This window comes from Streptomyces sp. NPDC056948 (assembly GCF_042674225.1).
Taxonomy (GTDB): domain Bacteria; phylum Actinomycetota; class Actinomycetes; order Streptomycetales; family Streptomycetaceae; genus Streptomyces; species Streptomyces purpurascens.
This window is the reverse complement of record NZ_JBHUQX010000162.1, coordinates 1-19,129: the sequence shown is the minus strand read 5'-3', so window position 1 is coordinate 19,129 and position 19,129 is coordinate 1. Positions and strand designations below refer to the sequence as shown.

At 70.8% G+C, this 19,129-nt stretch carries 15 protein-coding genes and 1 pseudogene; 8 read left to right on the top strand and 8 right to left on the bottom strand.

All coding sequences use genetic code 11. The features are described 5' to 3' along the window. Positions 1 to 44 precede the first annotated feature (44 nt). From ACFTZL_RS21665 to ACFTZL_RS21655, 3 genes are read right to left on the bottom strand one after another with little or no spacing between them, the layout of a single operon-like run. Complete coding sequence (locus ACFTZL_RS21665; RefSeq protein WP_184591008.1) at positions 45 to 455, bottom strand: RidA family protein; 411 nt, start codon at positions 453 to 455, stop codon at positions 45 to 47. Next, positions 452 to 1,213: an IclR family transcriptional regulator gene (locus ACFTZL_RS21660; protein ID WP_382585150.1), complete on the bottom strand. Its 762-nt coding sequence runs from the start codon at positions 1,211 to 1,213 to the stop codon at positions 452 to 454. Before ACFTZL_RS21660 ends, ACFTZL_RS21665 begins: the two co-directional genes overlap by 4 nt. Then, complete coding sequence (locus ACFTZL_RS21655) at positions 1,210 to 2,244, bottom strand: sugar kinase (protein WP_382585146.1); 1,035 nt, start codon at positions 2,242 to 2,244, stop codon at positions 1,210 to 1,212. Before ACFTZL_RS21655 ends, ACFTZL_RS21660 begins: the two co-directional genes overlap by 4 nt. Before the next feature lie 133 nt (positions 2,245 to 2,377). On the opposite strand from ACFTZL_RS21655, the gene ACFTZL_RS21650 reads away from it, so the two are divergent. Continuing rightward, complete coding sequence (locus tag ACFTZL_RS21650) at positions 2,378 to 3,655, top strand: amino acid deaminase (protein WP_382585143.1); 1,278 nt, start codon at positions 2,378 to 2,380, stop codon at positions 3,653 to 3,655. Between the two features lie 12 nt (positions 3,656 to 3,667). Continuing rightward, positions 3,668 to 5,281, top strand: coding sequence for an amidohydrolase family protein (locus tag ACFTZL_RS21645; protein WP_382585140.1), 1,614 nt, complete (start codon positions 3,668 to 3,670; stop codon positions 5,279 to 5,281). Positions 5,282 to 5,303: 22 nt separating this feature from the next. Here ACFTZL_RS21645 and ACFTZL_RS21640 read toward each other — a convergent pair whose 3' ends face one another. Then, a complete protein-coding gene (locus ACFTZL_RS21640) occupies positions 5,304 to 6,230 on the bottom strand; it encodes a trypsin-like serine peptidase (protein WP_382585138.1) in 927 nt (308 codons plus the stop codon). 418 nt (positions 6,231 to 6,648) lie between these two features. Here ACFTZL_RS21640 and ACFTZL_RS21635 point away from each other — a divergent pair, with 418 nt between their 5' ends. Together ACFTZL_RS21635 and ACFTZL_RS21630 are read left to right on the top strand one after the other, a co-directional pair. Further along, positions 6,649 to 7,860 carry a pyridoxal phosphate-dependent aminotransferase gene (locus tag ACFTZL_RS21635; protein WP_382585136.1) on the top strand — a complete coding sequence of 404 codons (1,212 nt, stop codon included), beginning with the start codon at positions 6,649 to 6,651 and terminating at the stop codon, positions 7,858 to 7,860. Positions 7,861 to 7,970: 110 nt separating this feature from the next. Beyond that, positions 7,971 to 8,387, top strand: a complete 417-nt coding sequence (locus tag ACFTZL_RS21630) for a hypothetical protein (protein ID WP_382585133.1) — start codon at positions 7,971 to 7,973, stop codon at positions 8,385 to 8,387. Between the two features lie 180 nt (positions 8,388 to 8,567). Here ACFTZL_RS21630 and ACFTZL_RS21625 read toward each other — a convergent pair whose 3' ends face one another. Together ACFTZL_RS21625 and ACFTZL_RS21620 are read right to left on the bottom strand one after the other, a co-directional pair. After that, positions 8,568 to 10,301, bottom strand: a complete 1,734-nt coding sequence (locus ACFTZL_RS21625) for an Ig-like domain repeat protein (protein ID WP_382585130.1) — start codon at positions 10,299 to 10,301, stop codon at positions 8,568 to 8,570. A 239-nt stretch (positions 10,302 to 10,540) separates the two neighbouring features. Continuing rightward, the gene (locus ACFTZL_RS21620) at positions 10,541 to 12,370 is read right to left on the bottom strand and encodes a phosphoenolpyruvate carboxykinase (GTP) (protein ID WP_382585127.1); all 1,830 of its coding nucleotides are present in this window, start codon (positions 12,368 to 12,370) and stop codon (positions 10,541 to 10,543) included. Positions 12,371 to 12,697: 327 nt separating this feature from the next. On the opposite strand from ACFTZL_RS21620, the gene ACFTZL_RS21615 reads away from it, so the two are divergent. The 4 genes and pseudogenes from ACFTZL_RS21615 to ACFTZL_RS21600 all read left to right on the top strand — a co-directional run bounded on the left by ACFTZL_RS21615 (position 12,698) and on the right by ACFTZL_RS21600 (position 16,233). After that, positions 12,698 to 13,411: a hemolysin III family protein gene (locus tag ACFTZL_RS21615; protein WP_382585125.1), complete on the top strand. Its 714-nt coding sequence runs from the start codon at positions 12,698 to 12,700 to the stop codon at positions 13,409 to 13,411. Positions 13,412 to 13,502: 91 nt separating this feature from the next. Beyond that, positions 13,503 to 14,836, top strand: a pseudogene (locus ACFTZL_RS21610) (MFS transporter); the annotation flags it as partial. A 5-nt stretch (positions 14,837 to 14,841) separates the two neighbouring features. Then, on the top strand, positions 14,842 to 15,468 hold the full coding sequence (locus tag ACFTZL_RS21605; protein WP_382585122.1) for a TetR/AcrR family transcriptional regulator: 627 nt from the start codon (positions 14,842 to 14,844) through the stop codon (positions 15,466 to 15,468). 33 nt (positions 15,469 to 15,501) lie between these two features. Further along, a complete protein-coding gene (locus ACFTZL_RS21600) occupies positions 15,502 to 16,233 on the top strand; it encodes a Mut7-C RNAse domain-containing protein (RefSeq protein WP_382585119.1) in 732 nt (243 codons plus the stop codon). On the opposite strand, the gene ACFTZL_RS21595 is transcribed toward ACFTZL_RS21600, so the two are convergent. Both ACFTZL_RS21595 and ACFTZL_RS21590 read right to left on the bottom strand, forming a co-directional pair. Beyond that, entirely contained in the window at positions 16,224 to 18,632 is a 2,409-nt protein-coding gene (locus ACFTZL_RS21595; RefSeq protein ID WP_382585116.1) for a galactose oxidase-like domain-containing protein, read from the bottom strand. The two genes, ACFTZL_RS21600 and ACFTZL_RS21595, sit on opposite strands and share 10 nt — an antisense overlap. Next, on the bottom strand, positions 18,616 to 19,129 hold a 514-nt coding region (locus ACFTZL_RS21590), incomplete at its 5' end, for a GtrA family protein (RefSeq protein WP_382585114.1). The genes ACFTZL_RS21595 and ACFTZL_RS21590, both read right to left, overlap by 17 nt.

Sequence of the window (19,129 nt, the reverse complement as noted above, 5' to 3'; positions counted from 1 at the left end):
GCGCACCGGTGGCGCCGCGCCTGAGGAAGCGAGGTGGGGGAAGGTCAGCCGAGGACGGCCAGCGCGTCGATCTCGATGAGGAGACCCGCGGGCAGGCCGACGTAGACCGTGGTGCGCGCGGCGGGCGGCTGGGTCAGGCCCTGCTCCTCGAAGTACGCGTTGTAGATCGCGTTCATCTCCGCGAAGTGGTCGACGTCGGTGAGGTAGACGCGGATCATCATCACGTCGTCCCAGCCGGAGCCGCCCTCCTCGAGGATCGCCTTGACGTTGGCCAGGGTCTGGAGGGTCTGCTCGCGCAGGGTCGGCCCGGCGGGCGTGGGCGCCTTGCCCTCCTCGGCGGGCAGGAAGCCGACCTGGCCGGCGACCTGGAGGATGTTGCCCTTCTTCACACCGTGCGAGAACTTCGCCGGCGGGGTGGTGTGGGTCTTCGGGGTGAGTGCGATCTTGTCCGTCATACGGTGCCCTTCACTGGTGTCCTGCCGGAGTACTCGCCGCTGATGGCGTCCGCCGTACGGCGCACCAGCGGCAGGAGGGTGAGGAGTTCGTCGGCGGTGACGACGACGTTCGGCGCGGAGACCGACATCGCGGCGACGACCCGGCCGTCGGCGCCGCGGATGGGCGCCGCGACGCAGTTGATGGACTCCTCGTGGCCGCCGAGGTCGGTGGCCCAGCCCTGTTCGCGCACCTTCTCCAGCTCGCGCAGGAACGCGCCGGCGTTGGGTGTCGAACGGGACGTGTAGGTGGGGTAGTCGAGCTTCTCCGTGACGGCCCGCCGCTCGTGCTCGGGCAGGTCGGCGAGCAGCAGCTTCGCGACCGCGGCGACGGTGATGGCGACGGGCTTGCCGATCCGGGAGTACATCCGCACGGGGTAGCGGCTCTCGACCTTGTCGATGTAGAGGACCTCGTTCTCCTCGTACACGGCGAGGTGCACGGTGTGGCCGCAGCTCTCGTTGAGGCGGACCAGGTGGGGATGGGCGATCTCGCGGACGTCGAGGTTCTCCATCGCTTCCTGGGCGAGCGCGAAGAGGCGGGCGCCGAGGCGGTAGCGCTGGTCGGACTGGCGGTAGACGAGGCCGTGCTCGTGGAGGGTGCGCAGCAGGCGCAGGGCCGTGGACTTGTGCACGCCGAGGCGGTCGGCGACCTGTCCCAGGTCGGCGGGGCCCTCGGCGAGCAGCGGCAGGATGCTCAGCGCGCGGTCGACGGTCTGGCTCATGGCGTACGTACCTCCTCGTCGGCCCGCTGTGCCTCCGCGGTCCAGCCCGGGCCGAGTCGCAGTCTCCCCCATGCCGCGTCGTCCAGGGCGGCGAGCCGGTCGGCGTGCTCCCGGGAAGGGGGTGTGGCGTGGTCGCCGGGGACGGTGAGTGCGGCGGCGGCCATCAGATGCCCGTGCCGCAGCCGGTCCCGGACGGGCAGGCCGCGCAGGGTGGCGGAGAGGAACCCGGCGGCGAAGGCATCGCCGGCGCCGACCTCGGCGACGACGTCGACCCGCGGGGCGGGGACGAAGGTGACGTCCCGCTTCTCGAAGACGGTCGCCCCGGCGGCGCCCTGCTTGACGACCAGCACGTCGGGTTCGGGGAGGGCGGCGCGGACGGCCTCGGGGCTGTGCAGCCCCCAGGCCTCGTCCTGTCCCACGAAGACGAGGTCGGCGCCCCGTGCGAGGTCGCGCAGCACCCGGGGCGCGTCCGTGTCACCCCAGAGTCCGGGCCGGTGGTTGACGTCGAAGGAGACCAGGGGGCGGCCGGGCCGGCGTGCGGTCAGCTCGCGCATCAGCTCCAGGCAGCTCGCGGACAGCGCGGGCGTGATCCCGGAGAGGTGCAGCACGCGCCCGGCGCGCACCGCCGCCGGATCGGGGTCCGTCACGCTCATCGCGGACGCCGCGGAACCGGCCCGGTAGTACGCCACCTCGTGCGCGTCGGTGGCCCGGTCCCCGGCGGTGCGGAAGTAGATGCCCGTGGGGCGGCCGGGATCGCGCCGGACGTGTGCCACGTCGACCCCGTACCCGCCGATCGCCTCGACCAGGTGATCGCCGAACGGGTCGTCGCCCACCCGGCTCACCCACCGCACGGAATGCCCGGCTGCGGCCAGCACGCACGCCACGTTCGACTCCGCCCCGCCGATGCCCCGGTCGAAGGAGGGCACATCGGCGAGCCGCCCCGGCCGGGAGGGCAGGAACGTGACCATGGACTCGCCGAGCGCGACGACGTCCACGACGTCGGGGGCGTTGCAGGGTCCGGTGGGGGTCACGATGCTCGTAGCTCCTCGTCGGGTCAGTCGGTGGCCATTTCATTGACCGCGGGTGGCCGAGATGTTAGACAGCGTTCAGCGACATACGCAATGCAGATTGCAGAGAATGCAACACGCCTGATCAGGAGGCTCCATGACAGCCGACACCGCCGCCGAGTCCCTCGCCCGGCTCGCCGCAGAGCGCGTCGATCACCGCTTCAAGGGCCTCCCGCCGGACGCCGACGGCCTGACCGTGGGCGAGCTGGCCGCCCAGCGCCGCAACCTGTTCACCGGCGGCTTCGCCACGCCCGTGCTCGCGCTGTCCGCCGAGCGCCTGGAGCACAACCTGAAGCTCATGGAGACGTACGCGGCCCGGCACGGCCTGGCCTTCGCGCCGCACGGCAAGACCTCCATGGCCCCGCAGCTCTTCCAGCGGCAGATCGAGCACGGGGCGTGGGGCATCACGCTGGCGGTCCCCCACCAGGTGCGGGTGGCGCGCGCGTTCGGGACCCGGCGGGTGTTCCTCGCGAACGAGCTGGTCGACCCGGCGGCCCTGCGCTGGGTCTCCGCCGAACTCGACGCCGACCCGGACTTCCGCTTCGTCTGCTACGTCGACTCCGTGCGCGGGGTGGAACTGATGGACGCCGCGCTGAGCGGGGCAGGGCGCCCCGTGGACGTCGTCGTCGAACTCGCCGCCGGGGAGGGCGCCCGGACCGGGGTCCGTACGGAGGCGGAGTGCGCGGCGGTCGCGGACGCGGTCGCGGGCACCCGGACCCTGCGGCTGGTCGGTGTCGCGGGCTACGAGGGCGAGGTGCCGAAGGCCGACCCGGAGCGGGTGACGGCGTGGCTGCGGCGGCTGGTCTCGCTCGCCGCCGGCTTCGACGAGGCCGGGCGCTTCGATGGCTTGGACGAGATCGTCGTCAGCGCGGGCGGCAGCGCCTGGTTCGACGCGGTCGCCGAGGTCTTCGCGGAGATCCCCGGACTCTCCCGTCCCGTGCTGAAGTTGCTGCGCTCGGGCGCCTACGTCTCGCACGACGACGGCCACTACCGCAAGCTGACCCCGTTCAACCGGGTCCCCGAGGAGGGCGCCCTGGAGCCGGCGTTCCGTCTGTGGACGCAGGTGGTGTCACGGCCCTCCGCCGAGCAGGCCTTCGTCAACGCGGGCAAGCGGGACGCGGCCTACGACCTCGATCTGCCCTTCGCCCAGGCGATCCGCCGGGACGGCGCCGAGCGCCCGGCCACCGGGGTGTCGGTGACCGGCCTGTCCGACCAGCACGCCTGGCTGAGCACCACGCCGGAGGCGGAGCTGGAGGTCGGGGACTGGGTCGGTCTCGGTCTGTCCCATCCGTGCACGTCGTTCGACAAGTGGCAGCTCATCCCGGTCGTGGCGGCGGACGGCACGGTCGTCGACTACGTCCGTACGTTCTTCTAGGAGGCCCGCGCGATGGAAGAGCTCGTCATCCGGGACGCGGAGGTCGTGGACGGCTCCGGCGGACCCTCGTACCGGGCCGATGTCGTGGTCGACGGCGGCCGGATCGTCTCGATCGTCAAGGAGGCCGCGGCGGCCGGCTGCCAACGGCCGGAGGCGCGCCGGGAGCTGGACGCGGAGGGGCTGGTCCTCTCCCCCGGCTTCGTCGACATGCACGCCCACAGCGACCTGGCCCTGCTGCGCGACCCCGACCACAGCGCCAAGGCCGCGCAGGGCGTCACCCTGGAGGTCATCGGCCAGGACGGACTGTCGTACGCGCCGGTCGACGACCGCACGCTGGGCGAGGTGCGCCGGGCGATCGCCGGGTGGAACGGCTCCGGTGACGACATCGACTTCGACTGGCGGTCGGTCGGCGAGTACCTGGACCGGCTGGACCGCGGGATCGCGGTCAACGCCGCCTATCTGATCCCCCAGGGCACGGTCCGCGCGCTCGCCGTCGGCTGGGAGGACCGGCAGGCGACCCCCGAAGAGCTCGACCGGATGCGGCAGTCGGTCGCCGAAGGCATGAAGCAGGGCGCGGTCGGCATGTCGTCCGGGCTGACGTACACGCCCGGCATGTACGCGCGGGACGCCGAACTGACCGAGCTGTGCCGGGTGGTGGCGTCGTACGGCGGCTACTACTGCCCGCACCACCGCTCCTACGGCGCGGGCGCCCTGGAGGCGTACCGGGAGATGGTCGCCCTGACCCGGGAGGCGGGCTGCTCCCTGCATCTCGCCCACGCCACCATGAACTTCGGCGTGAACAAGGGCAGGGCTCCGGAGCTCCTGTCCCTCCTGGACGAGGCGCTGGCGGCCGGGGCCGACATCAGCCTCGACACGTACCCCTACACACCCGGCTGTACGACGCTGGCGGCCATGCTGCCGAGCTGGGCGAACGAGGGCGGCCCCGAGGCGGCCCTCGAGCGGCTGGCGGACGAGGGGACGGCCGAGCGGATCCGCCACGACCTGGAGGTCACGGGCTCGGACGGCTGTCACGGCGTGCCCATCGAGTGGGACACGATCGAGATCTCGGGGGTGGGCGAACCGGCCCTGGCGGAGTTCGTCGGCCGGACGGTCCGGGAGTCGGCGGACGTGCGGGGCGAGGACCCCTGGGCGACCGCGCGCGGGTTGCTGCTGGCCGACCGGCTGGCCCCGACGATCCTCCAGCACGTCGGCCACGAGGAGAACGTCCGGGCGATCATGCGCCACCGTGTGCACACGGGCGGCTCGGACGGCATCCTCCAGGGCGCCAAGCCGCACCCGCGCGCCTACGGAACCTTCCCGCACTACCTCGGGCACTACGTGCGGGAGTTGGGGGTGCTGTCGCTGGAGGAGTGCGTCGCGCACCTCACCTCGCGCCCGGCGGCCCGGCTGAGGCTGCCGGACCGGGGCCTGGTGCGCGAGGGGTACATCGCCGACCTGGTCCTCTTCGATCCGGCGACGGTGGCGGCGGGGTCATCCTTCTCCGAACCCCGCACGCTCCCGACGGGCATCCCGTACGTCCTGGTCGCCGGCCGCTTCGTGATCGAGGACGGCCGGCGTACGGACGTCCTGGCGGGCCGGGCGGTGCGCGGAACCGCCCGCGCGTGACCACCCGGCCCGGCACCCTGCCCTACGGCTTGGGCAGGGTGCAGCCGCTCGCGCTCAGGTCGAGCTTGTTGTCGACGCCGAAGCAGGCCGGGATCTGGTAGGTCTGCTGGGCGTAGTTGATGCCCTTGTGGACGGTCACGTTGCCGTTCGCGTCCACCTCACAGGGGTTGTTCACCGTGCAGCGCTCGCCGTCCTCGTTGCCGGTGTTGTTGATCGCGACGACCTTGCCGGTGGCCTGGTCGACGACGGGCGAGCCGGACGTGCCGCCGATGGTGTTGCAGGCGGAGGTGTAGCGGACCGAGTCCTTGAAGGTCCAGTCGCCCTCCTTCAGGGTGGGCGCGAACCCGTCGATGTCGCAGCTGTAGATCCGCTTCCAGTAGCCCGAGACGACGCTGATGGCGGTGCCGGCGACCGGGTGCGAGTCGTTCAGCGTCAGCGCGTTGATGCCGTACGAGCTCTTGATCTGCCCGTACGTGGTGGTGAGCTGGTAGAACGCGACGTCCGTGTCGGTCATCGTGCCGTACGCGAGCTTGGCGGCGCGCAGGGTGGCCACGCGCGAGCCGGAGGCGTTGAGCAGGCCGAAGGTACGGCTGGAGGCCTGGTCGACGCGGACCTCGCCGGGCTGGGGCATGCCCCCGTCCAGACAGTGTCCGTTGGTCATCACCAGCGCCGGGTCGTTGTCCTCGGAGTCCGGCATGCGGACGACGGAGCCGGAGCAGTTGCTGAGCGCGACGGTGCCGGCGAAGTTCACAGCCTTGGCCGACGGGCTCCTGAGCCCGGACAGGGTCTCCGTTGCGGACGTGACCACGTCCGAGACGGCGGACGTGACCTTGCCCGTGTCCGCGGCCTTGCCGACGCCCGTGGGGGCGGCCTCGGCAGCGGTCGCGGGAGCCGCGCCGGCCCCGGCTATCGCCAGGGCACAGAAGGCGGCGGCGAGAGGTTTTCTCATGGGGGGTCCCCTCTTGCGACGGAGGCGGCCGGAAAACTTCCGGCCGCCCGCAGTGTTGTCATGCGCATTGTGATCGTCGCAAGGCGGGCGGCACAAGAACCTGTTTCACAACGGGCCCCTCGGCGTCCGGGCCGACCCTACGCAACCGCCGTGACCTGCCGGGAACTTGGGGGGCAGGGTTGGGGGACTTGATGGCCGCTTCCGAGCTTCGTCGGGTTTTGCCCGGGTACCGGCGCCCCGTCCGGGGACGCGGGGAACCGCGCGCCCGTCGCCCCTTTGGCCTACTCCGACTCCCCGCGCACTACCGGTGCCCCAGAGGCCAATGAGGCTGCGTATGGCGATATCGAGCCAAACCGGCGCGTCTCACGTGGCGGAAAACACGAGCCGCGGGGCATTACCGGGCCGTAAGCTCCCTGACATGCAGGTGATCCAGTCGACCAAGCTCGCCAACGTCTGTTACGAGATCCGGGGCCCGGTGCTCGAGGAGGCGATGCGGCTGGAAGCCGCAGGTCACCGCATCCTCAAGCTCAACACCGGCAACCCGGCGGCGTTCGGCTTCGAGTGTCCGCCCGAGATCCTGGAGGACGTCCTCCGGAACGTGTCCTCGGCGCACGGGTACGGGGACGCCAAGGGGCTGCTGGCCGCGCGGCGCGCGGTCGTCATGCACAACCAGACCCTCGGCATCGAGACCGACGTCGAGCACGTCTTCATCGGCAACGGCGTCTCCGAGCTGATCGTGATGGCGATGCAGGGGCTGCTCGACGACGGCGACGAGGTGCTCGTACCGGCGCCCGACTACCCGCTGTGGACCGCCGCCGTCTCCCTGTCCGGCGGCACCGCCGTGCACTACCGGTGCGACGAGCAGGCCGACTGGATGCCGGACCTGGCCGACGTCGAGCGCAAGGTCACCGACCGCACCAAGGCGATCGTCATCATCAACCCCAACAATCCGACCGGGGCCGTCTACGACGAGGCGATGATCAAGGGGCTCACCGACATCGCCCGCCGCCACAACCTGCTGGTCTGCTCGGACGAGATCTACGACAAGATCCTCTACGACGAGGCCACGCACATCCCGACCGCCGCCGTCGCCCCCGACCTGCTCACCCTCACCTTCAACGGCATGTCGAAGGCGTACCGGGTCGCGGGCTACCGGGTCGGCTGGATGTCGATCTCCGGGCCGCGCGCACACGCCGACTCCTACATCGAGGGCCTGACGATCCTCGCGAACATGCGGCTGTGCGCGAACATGCCGGGACAGCACGGCGTGGTCGCGGCGCTCAGCGGACGGCAGACGATCAACGACCTGGTGCTGCCGGGCGGGCGGCTGCGCGAGCAGCGGGACGTGGCGTACGAGCTGCTGACCCAGATCCCGGGCGTGACCTGCGTGAAGCCGAAGGGCGCGTTGTACCTCTTCCCGCGTCTCGACCCCAAGGTCTTCAAGATCAAGGACGACCGGCGCATGGTCCTGGACCTGCTCCGGCGCGAGAAGATCATGGTCGTCCAGGGCACCGGCTTCAACTGGCCGGAGCCGGACCACTTCCGCGTGGTGACCCTGCCGTCGGTCGGTGATCTGCGGGACGCGGTGAGCCGGATCGGGCACTTCCTGGACGGCTACGGCCAGCCCTGACCGGAGACCCGCTCACACTGCGTGTGCAGGCAGTCCGGTTTTGTGAACAACTCAACTTTAGACGAAATCTAAGCTAGGATGGCTTCCTGAAGCACTCAGGAGGCCGTCCCATGTACGAACCGATCCGCGCCAAGTCGGTCCACAGCACGATGGCCGGCACCACCGCCGATTTCCCCCACCGATCGCGTGAGGAGGAGCTGGACATCCAGCTCGCGGGCCATCTCGCCGCGCTGCTCGCCGTCACGGACGAACTGCGCGCGGCAGCGCCGTCGGCCGACCTGGACACCTCGGCGGAGCGGCTCACGGAGCAGGTGGCCCGGTTGAGGGGTGGGCGCACGCCGACCCGGGCGTCCAGGGGCCGGCGCGAGCGGGGCGCCGTGGCGCTCCATCGGCGGGCGCATGCCCTGGCGGGGCGTGCGCTGGTCGTGGCCGCGTCGCGTGCCGATACGGCTGCCGCCATCCTTGCCGCCGAGTGCATGGACGCCCATACGGCGGCGCTGGATCCGCGCACACTCGCGTCCCACTGAGCCCGGTTCACGGGCTCCCATCAACGGCCCCGGTCCGCGCGCACCCGCAGCGACGCGCGGGCCGGGTGCCACAGCACTGCGTTGGCTTGAGCCGTATATCGCCGTTGGGGTATCGCCCGTGAGCGGGTGCGGGCTCAGTGTGGCTTGTCGCGCGGTTCCCCGCGCCCCTGAAAAGGTCGGTCAGCGTCTGACGTAGACCTCCGCTGACGCTGTTGAGGCCTCGTGCAGATCGTCGCCCGGCCAGGTGACCGTGTAGGTCACGTCGCGGTAGGTGCGGGGGATGTCGTTGATGGTGAATGTGCCGTCCGCGGCTACGGTCACCGACGAGAGCGTGCCCGTGCCGAGGCGGTCCTCGCGGACGACCTTGAGCACCGCACGGTCCGCGAGAGCCTTGCCCCGTGCCTCGAACCTGCCGGTGATCTCGATGCCGTCGGACAGGTTCGCCTCGTCCGGGGCGGTGAGGGCGATGGAGGTGGGCGCCTTGGCGACCGTCACCGTGTGGGTGATGTCCGTGGCCGGGCGGTGGGTCAGGTCGCCGAGGTAGGACACGGTGTACGTGGCCTCGCCCAGCCGGTCGGGCTCGTCGAGGACCGTGAAGGTGCCGTCCGCCTTGACGGTGGCGGTGCCCAGGTCATGGGTGCCGTTCGCGTCGGTACGGGTCGCCTTGACCTTCAGCGGCTCGGCGGGCGCCGGCCCGTCGTGCTCCAGCCGGCCGCGCACGGCCAGCGGCTCGCCCGCCACGGCCTGGCCGGGGCTGTGGGTGAGGCCACCGGTGAAGCGGGCGTCGTACTGGACGGCGGGCGGCTTGATGATGTGCAGCCAGTACTGGCCGCCGGCCGCGTTGGTGGTGACCGCGAACAGCCGGGATCCGTCCGCCGCCCACTTCATGCCGCGCGGCACGACCCGGTCGCCGTCGAGGCTGCCCTCGAAGACGAACTCCAGCGGGGTGGTGGAATCGCCCGGGTCGGCGGGCTGCACCAGCAGGTCGGGGACGGCGCCGGTGGCGGACGCGCCCCGTGCGATGTACTTGCCGTCGCCGCTGAAGGCGACCGCGCTGGCGGTGGCCCCGTCGGGCAGGGCCCGGTAGCCGGTCGCCGCGTCCGAGAGGTCGCCGGTGTTCAGCAGCCTGGTGCCCGCGGTGGCGTCGGCGAGGGCGACCTTGCCGCCGTCGGCGGAGAACGCCAGGTCCTTGAGGTTCAGGGCGCCGTTGCCCTGGCCGTCGGCGAAGCGCCGTGCGGCATTGCGGACGAGGGCGCCGTCACTCGTGTCATACACGGCGAGGAAGGGGTCGGCCGCCTTCGCGTTGGGCGGCTGGCCCATGAGCATGCGGTCCCCGGCGCCGGCCTCCAGCAGCAGATCGCCGCTGTCGTTCCAGCCGGTGCGGGTGTGCACGCCGTTCACGATTCCGTCGAGGTGGGTCTCGGCGGTGGCGCACTGGGAGGTCGAGGACGCGTAGGGCGTCGTGAAGTAGAGCTGGCCGCCGGACTGGGCGACCTCGCGGCCGCAGGTGTCGGTGTTGGCGGAGGCGACGGTGGTGCGCTGGTAGGTGGTGGTGTCGAAGGCATCGATACGGTCGCGCAGACCCGCGTACAGCGTGTTGCCGTCGGCGCTGACCGCGAGGCCGGAGACATGGACCTGGTTGGTGGTGAGGGTCGTGAGGCGCTCACCCTCGAAGCTGTAGACGGCGATGGTGCCGGAGTTGAGGTAGTAGCCGACGTTGCTGTCCGCCACGAAGACACGCTGGTGGACGTTGTCGACGGCCAGCGCCGAGTACGACGAGATCGGCAGCTTGGCCACGGCGTCGGAGGCCGCCGCGTGCGCCGCGGGTGCGGCGGCGACGGTGAGGCCGGTCCCCGCGAGTAACGCGGCGGACAGCGTGGCCGCGATCCGTCTGGAACGGTGTGCAGTATTCAACTGTGCCCCCCACAGGCTGTCTTGAGAGCCCCACCGGGACCGGTGAGGCGCCTGTAGAGCATGTAACAGGCGTGAAGATTCCGTGAGCAAGGGGGCGCGACGGGAACGACGAAGGCAGGAGCTCGCACGCCGTTGTGCGAACCCCTGCCTCCGGTGGTGCCGTCACCGCGGCCGGCCGTGACGATGTTGCTGGTCAGGGCACTCTCGGTAGACCGGCCGCGGAGTCTTGGGTGCGGGTCTCAGCCCAGGCGCTTCACCAGCGCGCGGTACTCGTCCCACAGTTCCTTCGGCGTGTGGTCGCCGAAGGTGTTGAGGTGCTCGGGGACCAGGGAGGCCTCCTCGCGCCAGACCTCCTTGTCGACCGTGAGCAGGAAGTCCAGGTCGGTGTCGGACAGTTCGAGGCCGTCCGTGTCGAGGGCGCCCTTCGCCGGCAGGACGCCGATCGGCGACTCGACACCCTCGGCCGTGCCGTCCAGGCGTCCCACGATCCACTTGAGGACACGGGCGTTCTCGCCGAAGCCGGGCCATACGAACTTGCCCTGGTCGTCCTTGCGGAACCAGTTGACGTAGTAGATCTTCGGCAGCTTGGACTGGTCCTTGTCCTTGGCCACGTCGATCCAGTGGGCCATGTAGTCGCCCATGTTGTAGCCGCAGAACGGCAGCATCGCGAACGGGTCGCGGCGCAGCTCGCCGACCTTGCCCTCGGCGGCGGCGGTCTTCTCGGAGGCCACGTTGGCGCCGAGGAAGACGCCGTGGTTCCAGTCGAAGGACTCCGTCACCAGCGGTACGGCGGTGGCGCGGCGGCCGCCGAAGAGGATCGCCGAGATCGGCACACCCTTGGGGTCCTCCCACTCCGGCGCGATGATCGGGCACTGCGAGGCCGGAACGGTGAAGCGGGCGTTGGGGTGGGCGGCCGGGACGCCGGACTCCGGGGTCCAGTCGTTGCCCTTCCAGTCCGTCAGGTGGGCCGGAGTCTCCTCCGTCATGCCCTCCCACCAGATGTCGTTGTCGTCGGTGAGGGCGACGTTGGTGAAGACGGAGTTGCCCCACAGCGTCTTCATCGCGTTGGCGTTGGTGTGCTCGCCGGTGCCGGGGGCGACACCGAAGAAGCCCGCCTCGGGGTTGATGGCGTAGAGCCGGCCGTCCTCGCCGAAGCGCATCCAGGCGATGTCGTCGCCGATGGTCTCGACCGTCCAGCCGGGGACGGTCGGCTCCAGCATCGCGAGGTTGGTCTTGCCGCAGGCGCTCGGGAAGGCCGCGGCGACGTACTTGGCCTCGCCGCGCGGCGGGGTGAGCTTGAGGACCAGCATGTGCTCGGCCAGCCAGCCCTCGTCACGCGCCATCACGGAGGCGATGCGCAGGGCGTAGCACTTCTTGCCGAGCAGGGCGTTGCCGCCGTAGCCGGAGCCGTAGGACCAGATCTCCCGGTCCTCGGGGAAGTGCGAGATGTACTTGGTCTGGTTGCAGGGCCAGGGGACGTCCTCCTGGCCGGGCTCCAGCGGGGCTCCCAGGGTGTGCACGGCCTTGACGAAGAAGCCGTCGGAGCCGAGCTCGTCCAGGACCGCCTGGCCCATGCGCGTCATCGTGCGCATGGCGACGGCGACGTACGCCGAGTCGGTGATCTCGACGCCGAGCGCGGACAGCGGCGAGCCCAGCGGGCCCATGCAGAAGGGCACGACGTACAGGGTGCGGCCCCGCATCGAGCCGCGGAACAGGCCGCCCTGGCCCCCGGCGCCCTGGAAGATCTCCCGCATCTCGGCGGGGGCCTTCCAGTGGTTGGTCGGGCCCGCGTCCTCCTCCTTCTCGGAGCAGATGAACGTCCGGTCCTCCACGCGGGCGACGTCGGTGGGGTCGGAGGCCGCGTAGTAGGAGTGGGGGCGCTTGATCGGGTCGAGTTTCCGGAAGGTGCCCTTCTGGACGAGCTCCCCGCACAGGCGCTCGTACTCGGCCTCGGATCCGTCACACCAGACCACGTTGTCCGGCTGGGTCAGCTCGGCGATCTCGTTCACCCACGAGATCAGCCCCTGATGAGTGGTGGGGACGGTGGGAGCCGCGATGTCGCGCGCCACGATTGCTCCTAAATGAGGGATTTTTGTTGATGTGGAGGCCCCGTGGGGGCTGCGACCCGGATGCTTCACGGTGAAACCAGGCGCTCATCCGGTGCCGACCGCACTCATTTGATCATCCGACGTCCGCGCCCATCTGTCCAGAGGAGCGCACAGGTGAGCAACGTGAGGATCGCCACGGTTTCTCGAGACGCTTTGCGTGCACGTTGGGTTCATATGACCGTCCGTTTGCGTAACCATCGTCGGGCGGCGGTGAGAGGATGGCCACTCTTCATCGGCCAATCGACCGGACTGATAGGTCACTTACGGTTCCGTAGCTACCATTCGGCCATGACTGCGTTCGTCCCCGACGCGCCCTCGGATACGCCGGCCGACGGCCGCGGCCCGGTGGCGCTCTCCTTGCCGCACCCTGTGAAGCCCAAGCTGCGCGGCTGGCTGCACCTCGGCATGTTTCCGGCCGTTCTCGTCGCGGGCCTGGTCCTGACCGCCCTCGCCGACTCGTCCAGAGGGCGCCTCGCCTGCGGTATCTACGTGCTGACGGCGTGCCTGCTGTTCGGCGTGAGCGCGCTGTACCACCGGGGCAACTGGAGTCCGCGCATGGACGGCGTTCTGCGCCGTCTGGATCACGCCAATATCTTCTTGATCATCGCGGGCACGTACACACCGCTGACCATGCTGCTCCTGCCGGGCGCGAAGGGTCAGTGGCTGCTGTGGGGCGTCTGGGCCGCGGCGGCGGCCGGGATCATCTTCCGCGTCTTCTGGGTCGGCGCCCCGCGCTGGCTCTACACGCCGTGCTACATCGCGATGGGCTGGGCGGCCGTCTTCTACCTGCCGGACTTCATGCGGACTGGCGGCATCGCCGTCCTCGTCCTCGTCATCGTCGGCGGCCTGCTCTACAGCGCGGGCGGCGTGGTCTACGGGATAAAGAAGCCCAACCCGTCGCCGCGCTGGTTCGGCTTCCACGAGGTGTTCCACTCGTTCACCCTGGCGGCCTTCATCACGCACTACGTGGGAATCTCGCTGGTGGCGTACCAGCACGCGTAGATCCCCCACCCGACTTTCACGGCCACGGCTCTCCAGCCGTGGCCGATTTCGTTGCGCTGGGGGTGCCCCCAGGCGTTCAGCACTGGGGAGGATGGCGGACGCCTACGTCGTCGTGTTCGCCGCCCTGATGCTCCCCGCCGGGCTGCTCGGCGACCGGTTCGGGCGGCGGCTGACGCTGGTCACCGGGCTCGGGATCTTCCTGGCCGGCTCGGTCGTGGGCGCCCTGGCCGGGGACGTGACCTGGGTCGTCGCCGCCCCTGCCGTGATGGGCGTCGGAGGCGCGCTGGTCATGCCGCTCGGCCCGATCATCGGCGGCCGGCTGCTCGACCACTTCTGGTGGGGCTCGGTCTTCCTGGTCAACGTCCCGATGGTCGGCATCGGCATCACGGCCTGCCTCTTCCTGCTGCCCGAGACTCGGGACCCCGCCTCCCCCGAGGTCGACACGGTCTCGACGGCACTCACCGCCGCCGGCCTCGGCGCCCTCGTCCACGCCATCGTCGAGGCGCCCACGCGCGGCTGGGGCGACCCGCTGGTGGCCGGGTTCCTCACGGGCTCCGCGGTCCTGATGACCGGACTGGTCCTGCGTGAGCGGCGGGCGGCACGGCCCATGCTCGACATGGAGCTGCTCTCCCACCGCGGTTTCCTCGTCAACACGCTCGCGGCGACCCTGGTCACCTTCGTCCTGGCGGGCCTGCTGTTCCTGCTGCCGCCCTACCTCCAGGCCGTCCTCGGCCACGACGCCCTCGGCACCGGACTGCGGCTGCTGCCGATGATGGGCGGGCTGATGGTCGCCGCGCGCGCCGCCCAGCCGGCGGCCGCCCGGGTCGGCCCCCGCGCGGTGGTCAGCGCCGGCCTGGTCGTGCTGGCCTTCGCCGCGTTCCTCCGCAGCCGTACGGCGGCCGACTCCGGCTACGGCTTCACCGCGCTGTGGCTGACCATCACCGGCCTCGGCTTCGGCTTCGCGGTGGTCCCGGCGATGGACGGGGCCCTGGCCGCGCTGCCCGCCGACCGGGCCGGCTGGGGGTCCCCCCACGCCGTTAAGGCAGTGGGGGAGGCTCAGGGCTGCTGATGACCCTGCGCCAGGTGGGCAGCGCGATCGGCATCGCCCTGCTCGGCAGTCTGCTCGCGGGCGTCTACCGGGACCGGCTCGACGTCACCGGGCTGCCCGCCCGGGCCGCCGACACCGCCGGGGAGTCCGTGGTCGCGGCCTACCTCGTCGCCGAACGGACCTCCGCGCCCGGCCTGGCCGCCTCCGCGGACAGCGCGTACGTCCACGGCATGGGCGTCGTCCTGCTGGTCTGCGGCGTCGCGTCCCTGGTCGCCGCGCTGTTCGCCGGGGCGTTCCTGCCCGACCCACGGCCTGCCCCGGGCGGGGCGAGCGGCGCCCCGGCCATGGCCGAGCCCGAGGCCGATGCCCGACAATGACCTTCATGACGGCCCCACGCACCACCCCCGCCGACCGGCCCCCGCTGGGACTCCGGGAGCGGAAGAAGATCAAGACCCGCCAGGCGATCCGCGGCGCGACCTACGCGCTGATCGAGGAGCAGGGCTACGACGCCACGACGATCGAGCAGATCGCCGACCGTGCCGAGGTGTCGCCGTCGACCGTCTTCCGCTACTTCCCGACCAAAGAGGACATCGTCGTCACCGACGAGTGGGACCCGGTCATGCTGGCGGAGCTGCGGGCCCGGCCGGAGGACGAGTCGTGGGCCGACGTCCTGAGGCACGTGATGCGCAAGGCACTCGACCTGAGCCTCGCCGAGGAACCCGAGGTGACCCGGCTGCGGACACGGCTCGGGGTCGAGGTGCCGGCGGTCCGGGCCCGCATGATCGAGAGCACGGCGGCCACCGGCCTGCTGCTCCGCGAAGCTCTCGCCGAGCGCTCCGGGCTCGACCCGGACAGCCTGGAGCTGCGGGTCTTCGCCATGTCCGTGATGGGCGGGCTGATGGAGGTCTCCCACTACTGGGCCGAGACCGGCCACCGGGACGACATCCGGGACCTCGTCGACCGCGCCCTGGACATCCTGGAACACGGCCTGCCGACCGGAAAACCCTGAGGCGGCGGCCCTCCGCCGTGTCATCCTGACCAGGTGAACGGTCCCGAGATCCACGTCGAGTTCGCCCCCGAGCTGCATGTGTTCGTCCCCCGGGCCCGGCGTGCGGGCACCGTACGGGCCGCCACCGACGGCGTCGCCGGCCTCGGCCATGTCGTCGAGTCGCTGGGTGTGCCGCTGACCGAGGTGGGCGCCCTGGTCGTGGACGGCCGCGAGGTGCCCGTCTCGCACGTCCCGGCGGGCGGGGAGTCCGTGACCGTACGGACCGTCGCACGCCCCCAGAAGGTCCCGGGCGCTCCCCTGCGCTTCCTCCTCGATGTGCACCTCGGCACGCTGGCCCGCCGGCTGCGGCTGCTCGGCGTGGACACGGCCTATGAGTCGACCGACATCGGCGACCCGGCGCTGTCCGCTCTTTCGGCGGCCGAGCAGCGGGTCATGCTGAGCCGGGACCGGGGGCTGCTGCGCAGGCGTGAGCTGTGGGCGGGGGCGTTCGTGTACAGCACGCGTCCGGAGGAGCAGCTCCGGGACGTCCTGGACCGGTTCCGTCCCGAGCTGCTTCCCTGGACGCGCTGCACCGCCTGCAACGGGGTGCTCCGCAAGGCGACCAAGGACGAGGTCGCCGACCAGCTCAAGCACGGCACGCACGCGACGTACGACGTGTTCGCGCAGTGCACGGCGTGCGGGCGGGCCTATTGGAAGGGCGCGCACCACGACCAGTTGGAGGCCATCGTGGAACGCGCCCTGGCCGAGTCACGCGATCACGGCTGACTCTTCCTCACATCACCCTTTCCACAGGCGATTCCGTCCCGGTTCCGGTCCAGGCCCAGCGGGTCGTCCTTGCCGTTGATCTTCAGACGGCCGTAGTCGTTGGCCTTGAGCCACTCGCAGCGGGCTGCCGGCGTCTTCCTCACCTCCGCCGGGAAGCCGGTCGGGACGCAGACGTTGATCGAGCCGTAGTGGCGGTCGCAGCCGGAGATCGTCGGGCTGACCTTCTGCGAGGGGCGCTTCTTGCCGGGCCCCGCCACCTTGCCCTTCGGTGCGTCGGCGAAGTCGTGGACATGCGCTGAGGCGTCCGTCGCCTTGAGTGCCTGCGGGCCCTGGAGGTGCACCCACTCGGCCACCGACGGCACCCCGTTGGCGTCGACCGCGAAGAGCATGTACCAGCCGGGCGGGGCCAGGTTGGGGTTGCTCGTGACGTTCAGGTCGACGTTGTCGCCGTCCACCGAGAGCGGCAGGTCCACGAACCGCTGGTTCGGGTCGGAGGAGTGCGTGACGGCGGCCGGGCGGATCAGCTGGGCCTTGGCGATGGGGCGGTCGACGGTGATCCGCTGGGTGTCGCCGTAGTTCCACTCGCTGTCGATGACGGAAGTGATCTGCGGGCGCGGGCCCTTGAACAGGTAGGGCGGGCTGTAGACCGACACGTCGTGGTTCCAGGTGCCGTTGCCCGGGTTGTCACCGGTGGTCATCACACGGCCGTCCGGCAGCAGGAACGCCGAGGAGTGGTAGCCGCGCGCCTCGGGGTCGCCGGCCACCGGGTCGAAGGTCTCCGACTCCGGGTCGAAGAGCGACGTCTCGTAGACCGGGTTTGCGCGGTTGTGCAGCGCGCCGCCGGTCTCCAGCACTTTGCCGTCGGGCAGGAGCACGGCGGAGACGTACATCTTGCCCTGGTTCCCGGTCTGCGGGACGGGCCCGTCGCCCAGGTCGACCGTGCCCTGCGGGATCGGCGGCCCGGCCGCGTACGAGGGGTTCGGCTGCTTGAGGTCGATGATGTCGGTCAGGCGGTTCGCCTCCGGGTTGGAGTCGATGTTGCCGCCGCCGAGGGTGAGGACCCTCTGGTCCTGCGCCGGGGGCAGCAGCACGCTCGCCGACTGGTCGCGCTCGTCCTTCTTCTGGAGGCCCGGCACCTGGGTGATCGTGTTGGCGTCGTAGTCGTAGAGCGCCGAGCCCGTGCCCGGGATGTTGTTGCCGAAGACATGGCTGCCCGAGTAGAAGAGGCGGCCGTCCTGCATGAGGATCATCGACGGGTACAGGCCCCAGTAGGACCAGGTCTGATTGACCTTCCAGGTCGGCTGCCACCGCTGCTCGGCCTGGGAGAACAGCTCGGCGGTGACCGAGCCGGTGGAGTCCTCGCGCAGTCCGCCGAAGGAGATGACGTCACCGTTGCCGAGGACCGTGGCCGACGGGTACCAGTGGCCGTCGTTCATGTCGTTGGTCTTGGAGTAGGTCTCGGTCTCCGGGTCGAAGATGTACGAGTCCTTGTAGCCCTCGTAGCCGTGCCCGCCGGGCACCGGGTACGCCTTGTTGCCGCTCATCACCAGCACGCGCCCGTCCTGGAGCTGGACATGCCCGGCGCAGAACATGTCCTTCGGCGTGGGGACGACCTTGTAGGAACCGTCCGCCGGGTCGTAGACCGCGGAGGTGAAGGTGCCGGCCTCGAACATCGACTCGTCGTTGCCGGAGCCCGCGATGAGCAGCACCTTGCCGTTGTGCAGGACGACGGAGTGCATGGAGCGGACCGGGTTCCGCGTGGGCAGCACGTCCCACTTTCCGTCGGCGCACTGCTCGGCGGTGCCGGTGCACTGCGGCGGCAGGACCGGGTCGGGGACCTGGTCCATCGTGTAGTCGTCGGTGGTGGCGGAGCCGGTGCCGTAGACGGAGACGCCCCAGGAGATGCGGTCGGTGCCGGCCGGGACCTCGGGGGTGCGGACCGTGGCCTGGGTCCAGTTCCCGGCGAGGTCCAGCGTCTTGAGGTCGGTCCAGTACTGCCAGCCGGCCGTCGCGTCGTGCCGGAAGAGGGTGAGGGACGCGTCCGGGGTGGTCGTCTTGTACCAGAGGCCCAGGTCGTACTGCTTGCCCGGCGTCACCACCGGTGCGCACTGGGCGGATTCGGTGATCAGGGCCTTGCGGTCGCCGTCGGCGCGGCGGGTCAGCTCGACCTTCATGGCCTTGCCGCCGGAGTGCGCGTCGGTCGTGGTGGTGAAGGTGAAGTCGTTGTCGCCCCAGCCGGACTTCTCCCAGCAGTACGGCATGTCGCCGGTGCCGGCGGTCTCGAAGCCCGGGTTCTTGATGAGGTTGGCGGCGGAGGCGGTCTGCGGAGAGGTCAGCAGCAGGCCCGAGGTGAGGCCCGCCACGGCCAGGAGTGCGGTACTTCTACGACGTCTTTTCACACGGCTCTCCTTGCTGTGCGGTGCTCCCGCGCCCGGGCTTCTCGCGGTCCCGGCGCGGCAGATAGACCAGCGCTTCGGTCCCCGCGAAGCGCAGGACGAACGTCGTCACCAGCGCGAGCGCGGTGGCGGACAGCACGCCCAGGTGGAACTGGTGCACGAACAGGGCGATCAGCGGGATGCGCAGCACCAGATCGGCGTTGGCGAGCAGCGCGAACCGCCCGGCCCGGTCCCACCAGCGGCGGTGCCTGCGTCGCTCGCGGAACAGCAGATGCTCGATGAGCAGGAAGTTCCAGGCGACGCCGAGCTGGTTGGCGAGGATCTCCGCCGGTACGTAGTGCATGCCGAGCACGGTCAGCGCCCACAGGCCGACCAGGTTCGGCAGGAAGCCGGTGAGCCCGATCAGGCCGAAGCCGACCATCCGCGCGGCCGGCGAGGCGGTGCGCAGCCCGGCCAGGTGGCGCAGGAAGCGGAAGCCCTCCTGCGCGGTCGACTTGGAC

Bases quoted from the DNA above. Each gene is read 5' to 3' on its own strand.
- ACFTZL_RS21645 (WP_382585140.1), top strand. From the start codon at position 3,668: ATGGAAGAGCTCGTCATCCGGGACGCGGAGGTCGTGGACGGCTCCGGC.
- ACFTZL_RS21630 (WP_382585133.1), top strand. From the start codon at position 7,971: ATGTACGAACCGATCCGCGCCAAGTCGGTCCACAGCACGATGGCCGGC.
- ACFTZL_RS21615 (WP_382585125.1), top strand. From the start codon at position 12,698: ATGACTGCGTTCGTCCCCGACGCGCCCTCGGATACGCCGGCCGACGGC.
- ACFTZL_RS21640 (WP_382585138.1), bottom strand. From the start codon at position 6,230: ATGAGAAAACCTCTCGCCGCCGCCTTCTGTGCCCTGGCGATAGCCGGG.
- ACFTZL_RS21650 (WP_382585143.1), top strand. From the start codon at position 2,378: ATGACAGCCGACACCGCCGCCGAGTCCCTCGCCCGGCTCGCCGCAGAG.
- ACFTZL_RS21665 (WP_184591008.1), bottom strand. From the start codon at position 455: ATGACGGACAAGATCGCACTCACCCCGAAGACCCACACCACCCCGCCG.
- ACFTZL_RS21635 (WP_382585136.1), top strand. From the start codon at position 6,649: ATGCAGGTGATCCAGTCGACCAAGCTCGCCAACGTCTGTTACGAGATC.
- ACFTZL_RS21605 (WP_382585122.1), top strand. From the start codon at position 14,842: ATGACGGCCCCACGCACCACCCCCGCCGACCGGCCCCCGCTGGGACTC.
- ACFTZL_RS21660 (WP_382585150.1), bottom strand. From the start codon at position 1,213: ATGAGCCAGACCGTCGACCGCGCGCTGAGCATCCTGCCGCTGCTCGCC.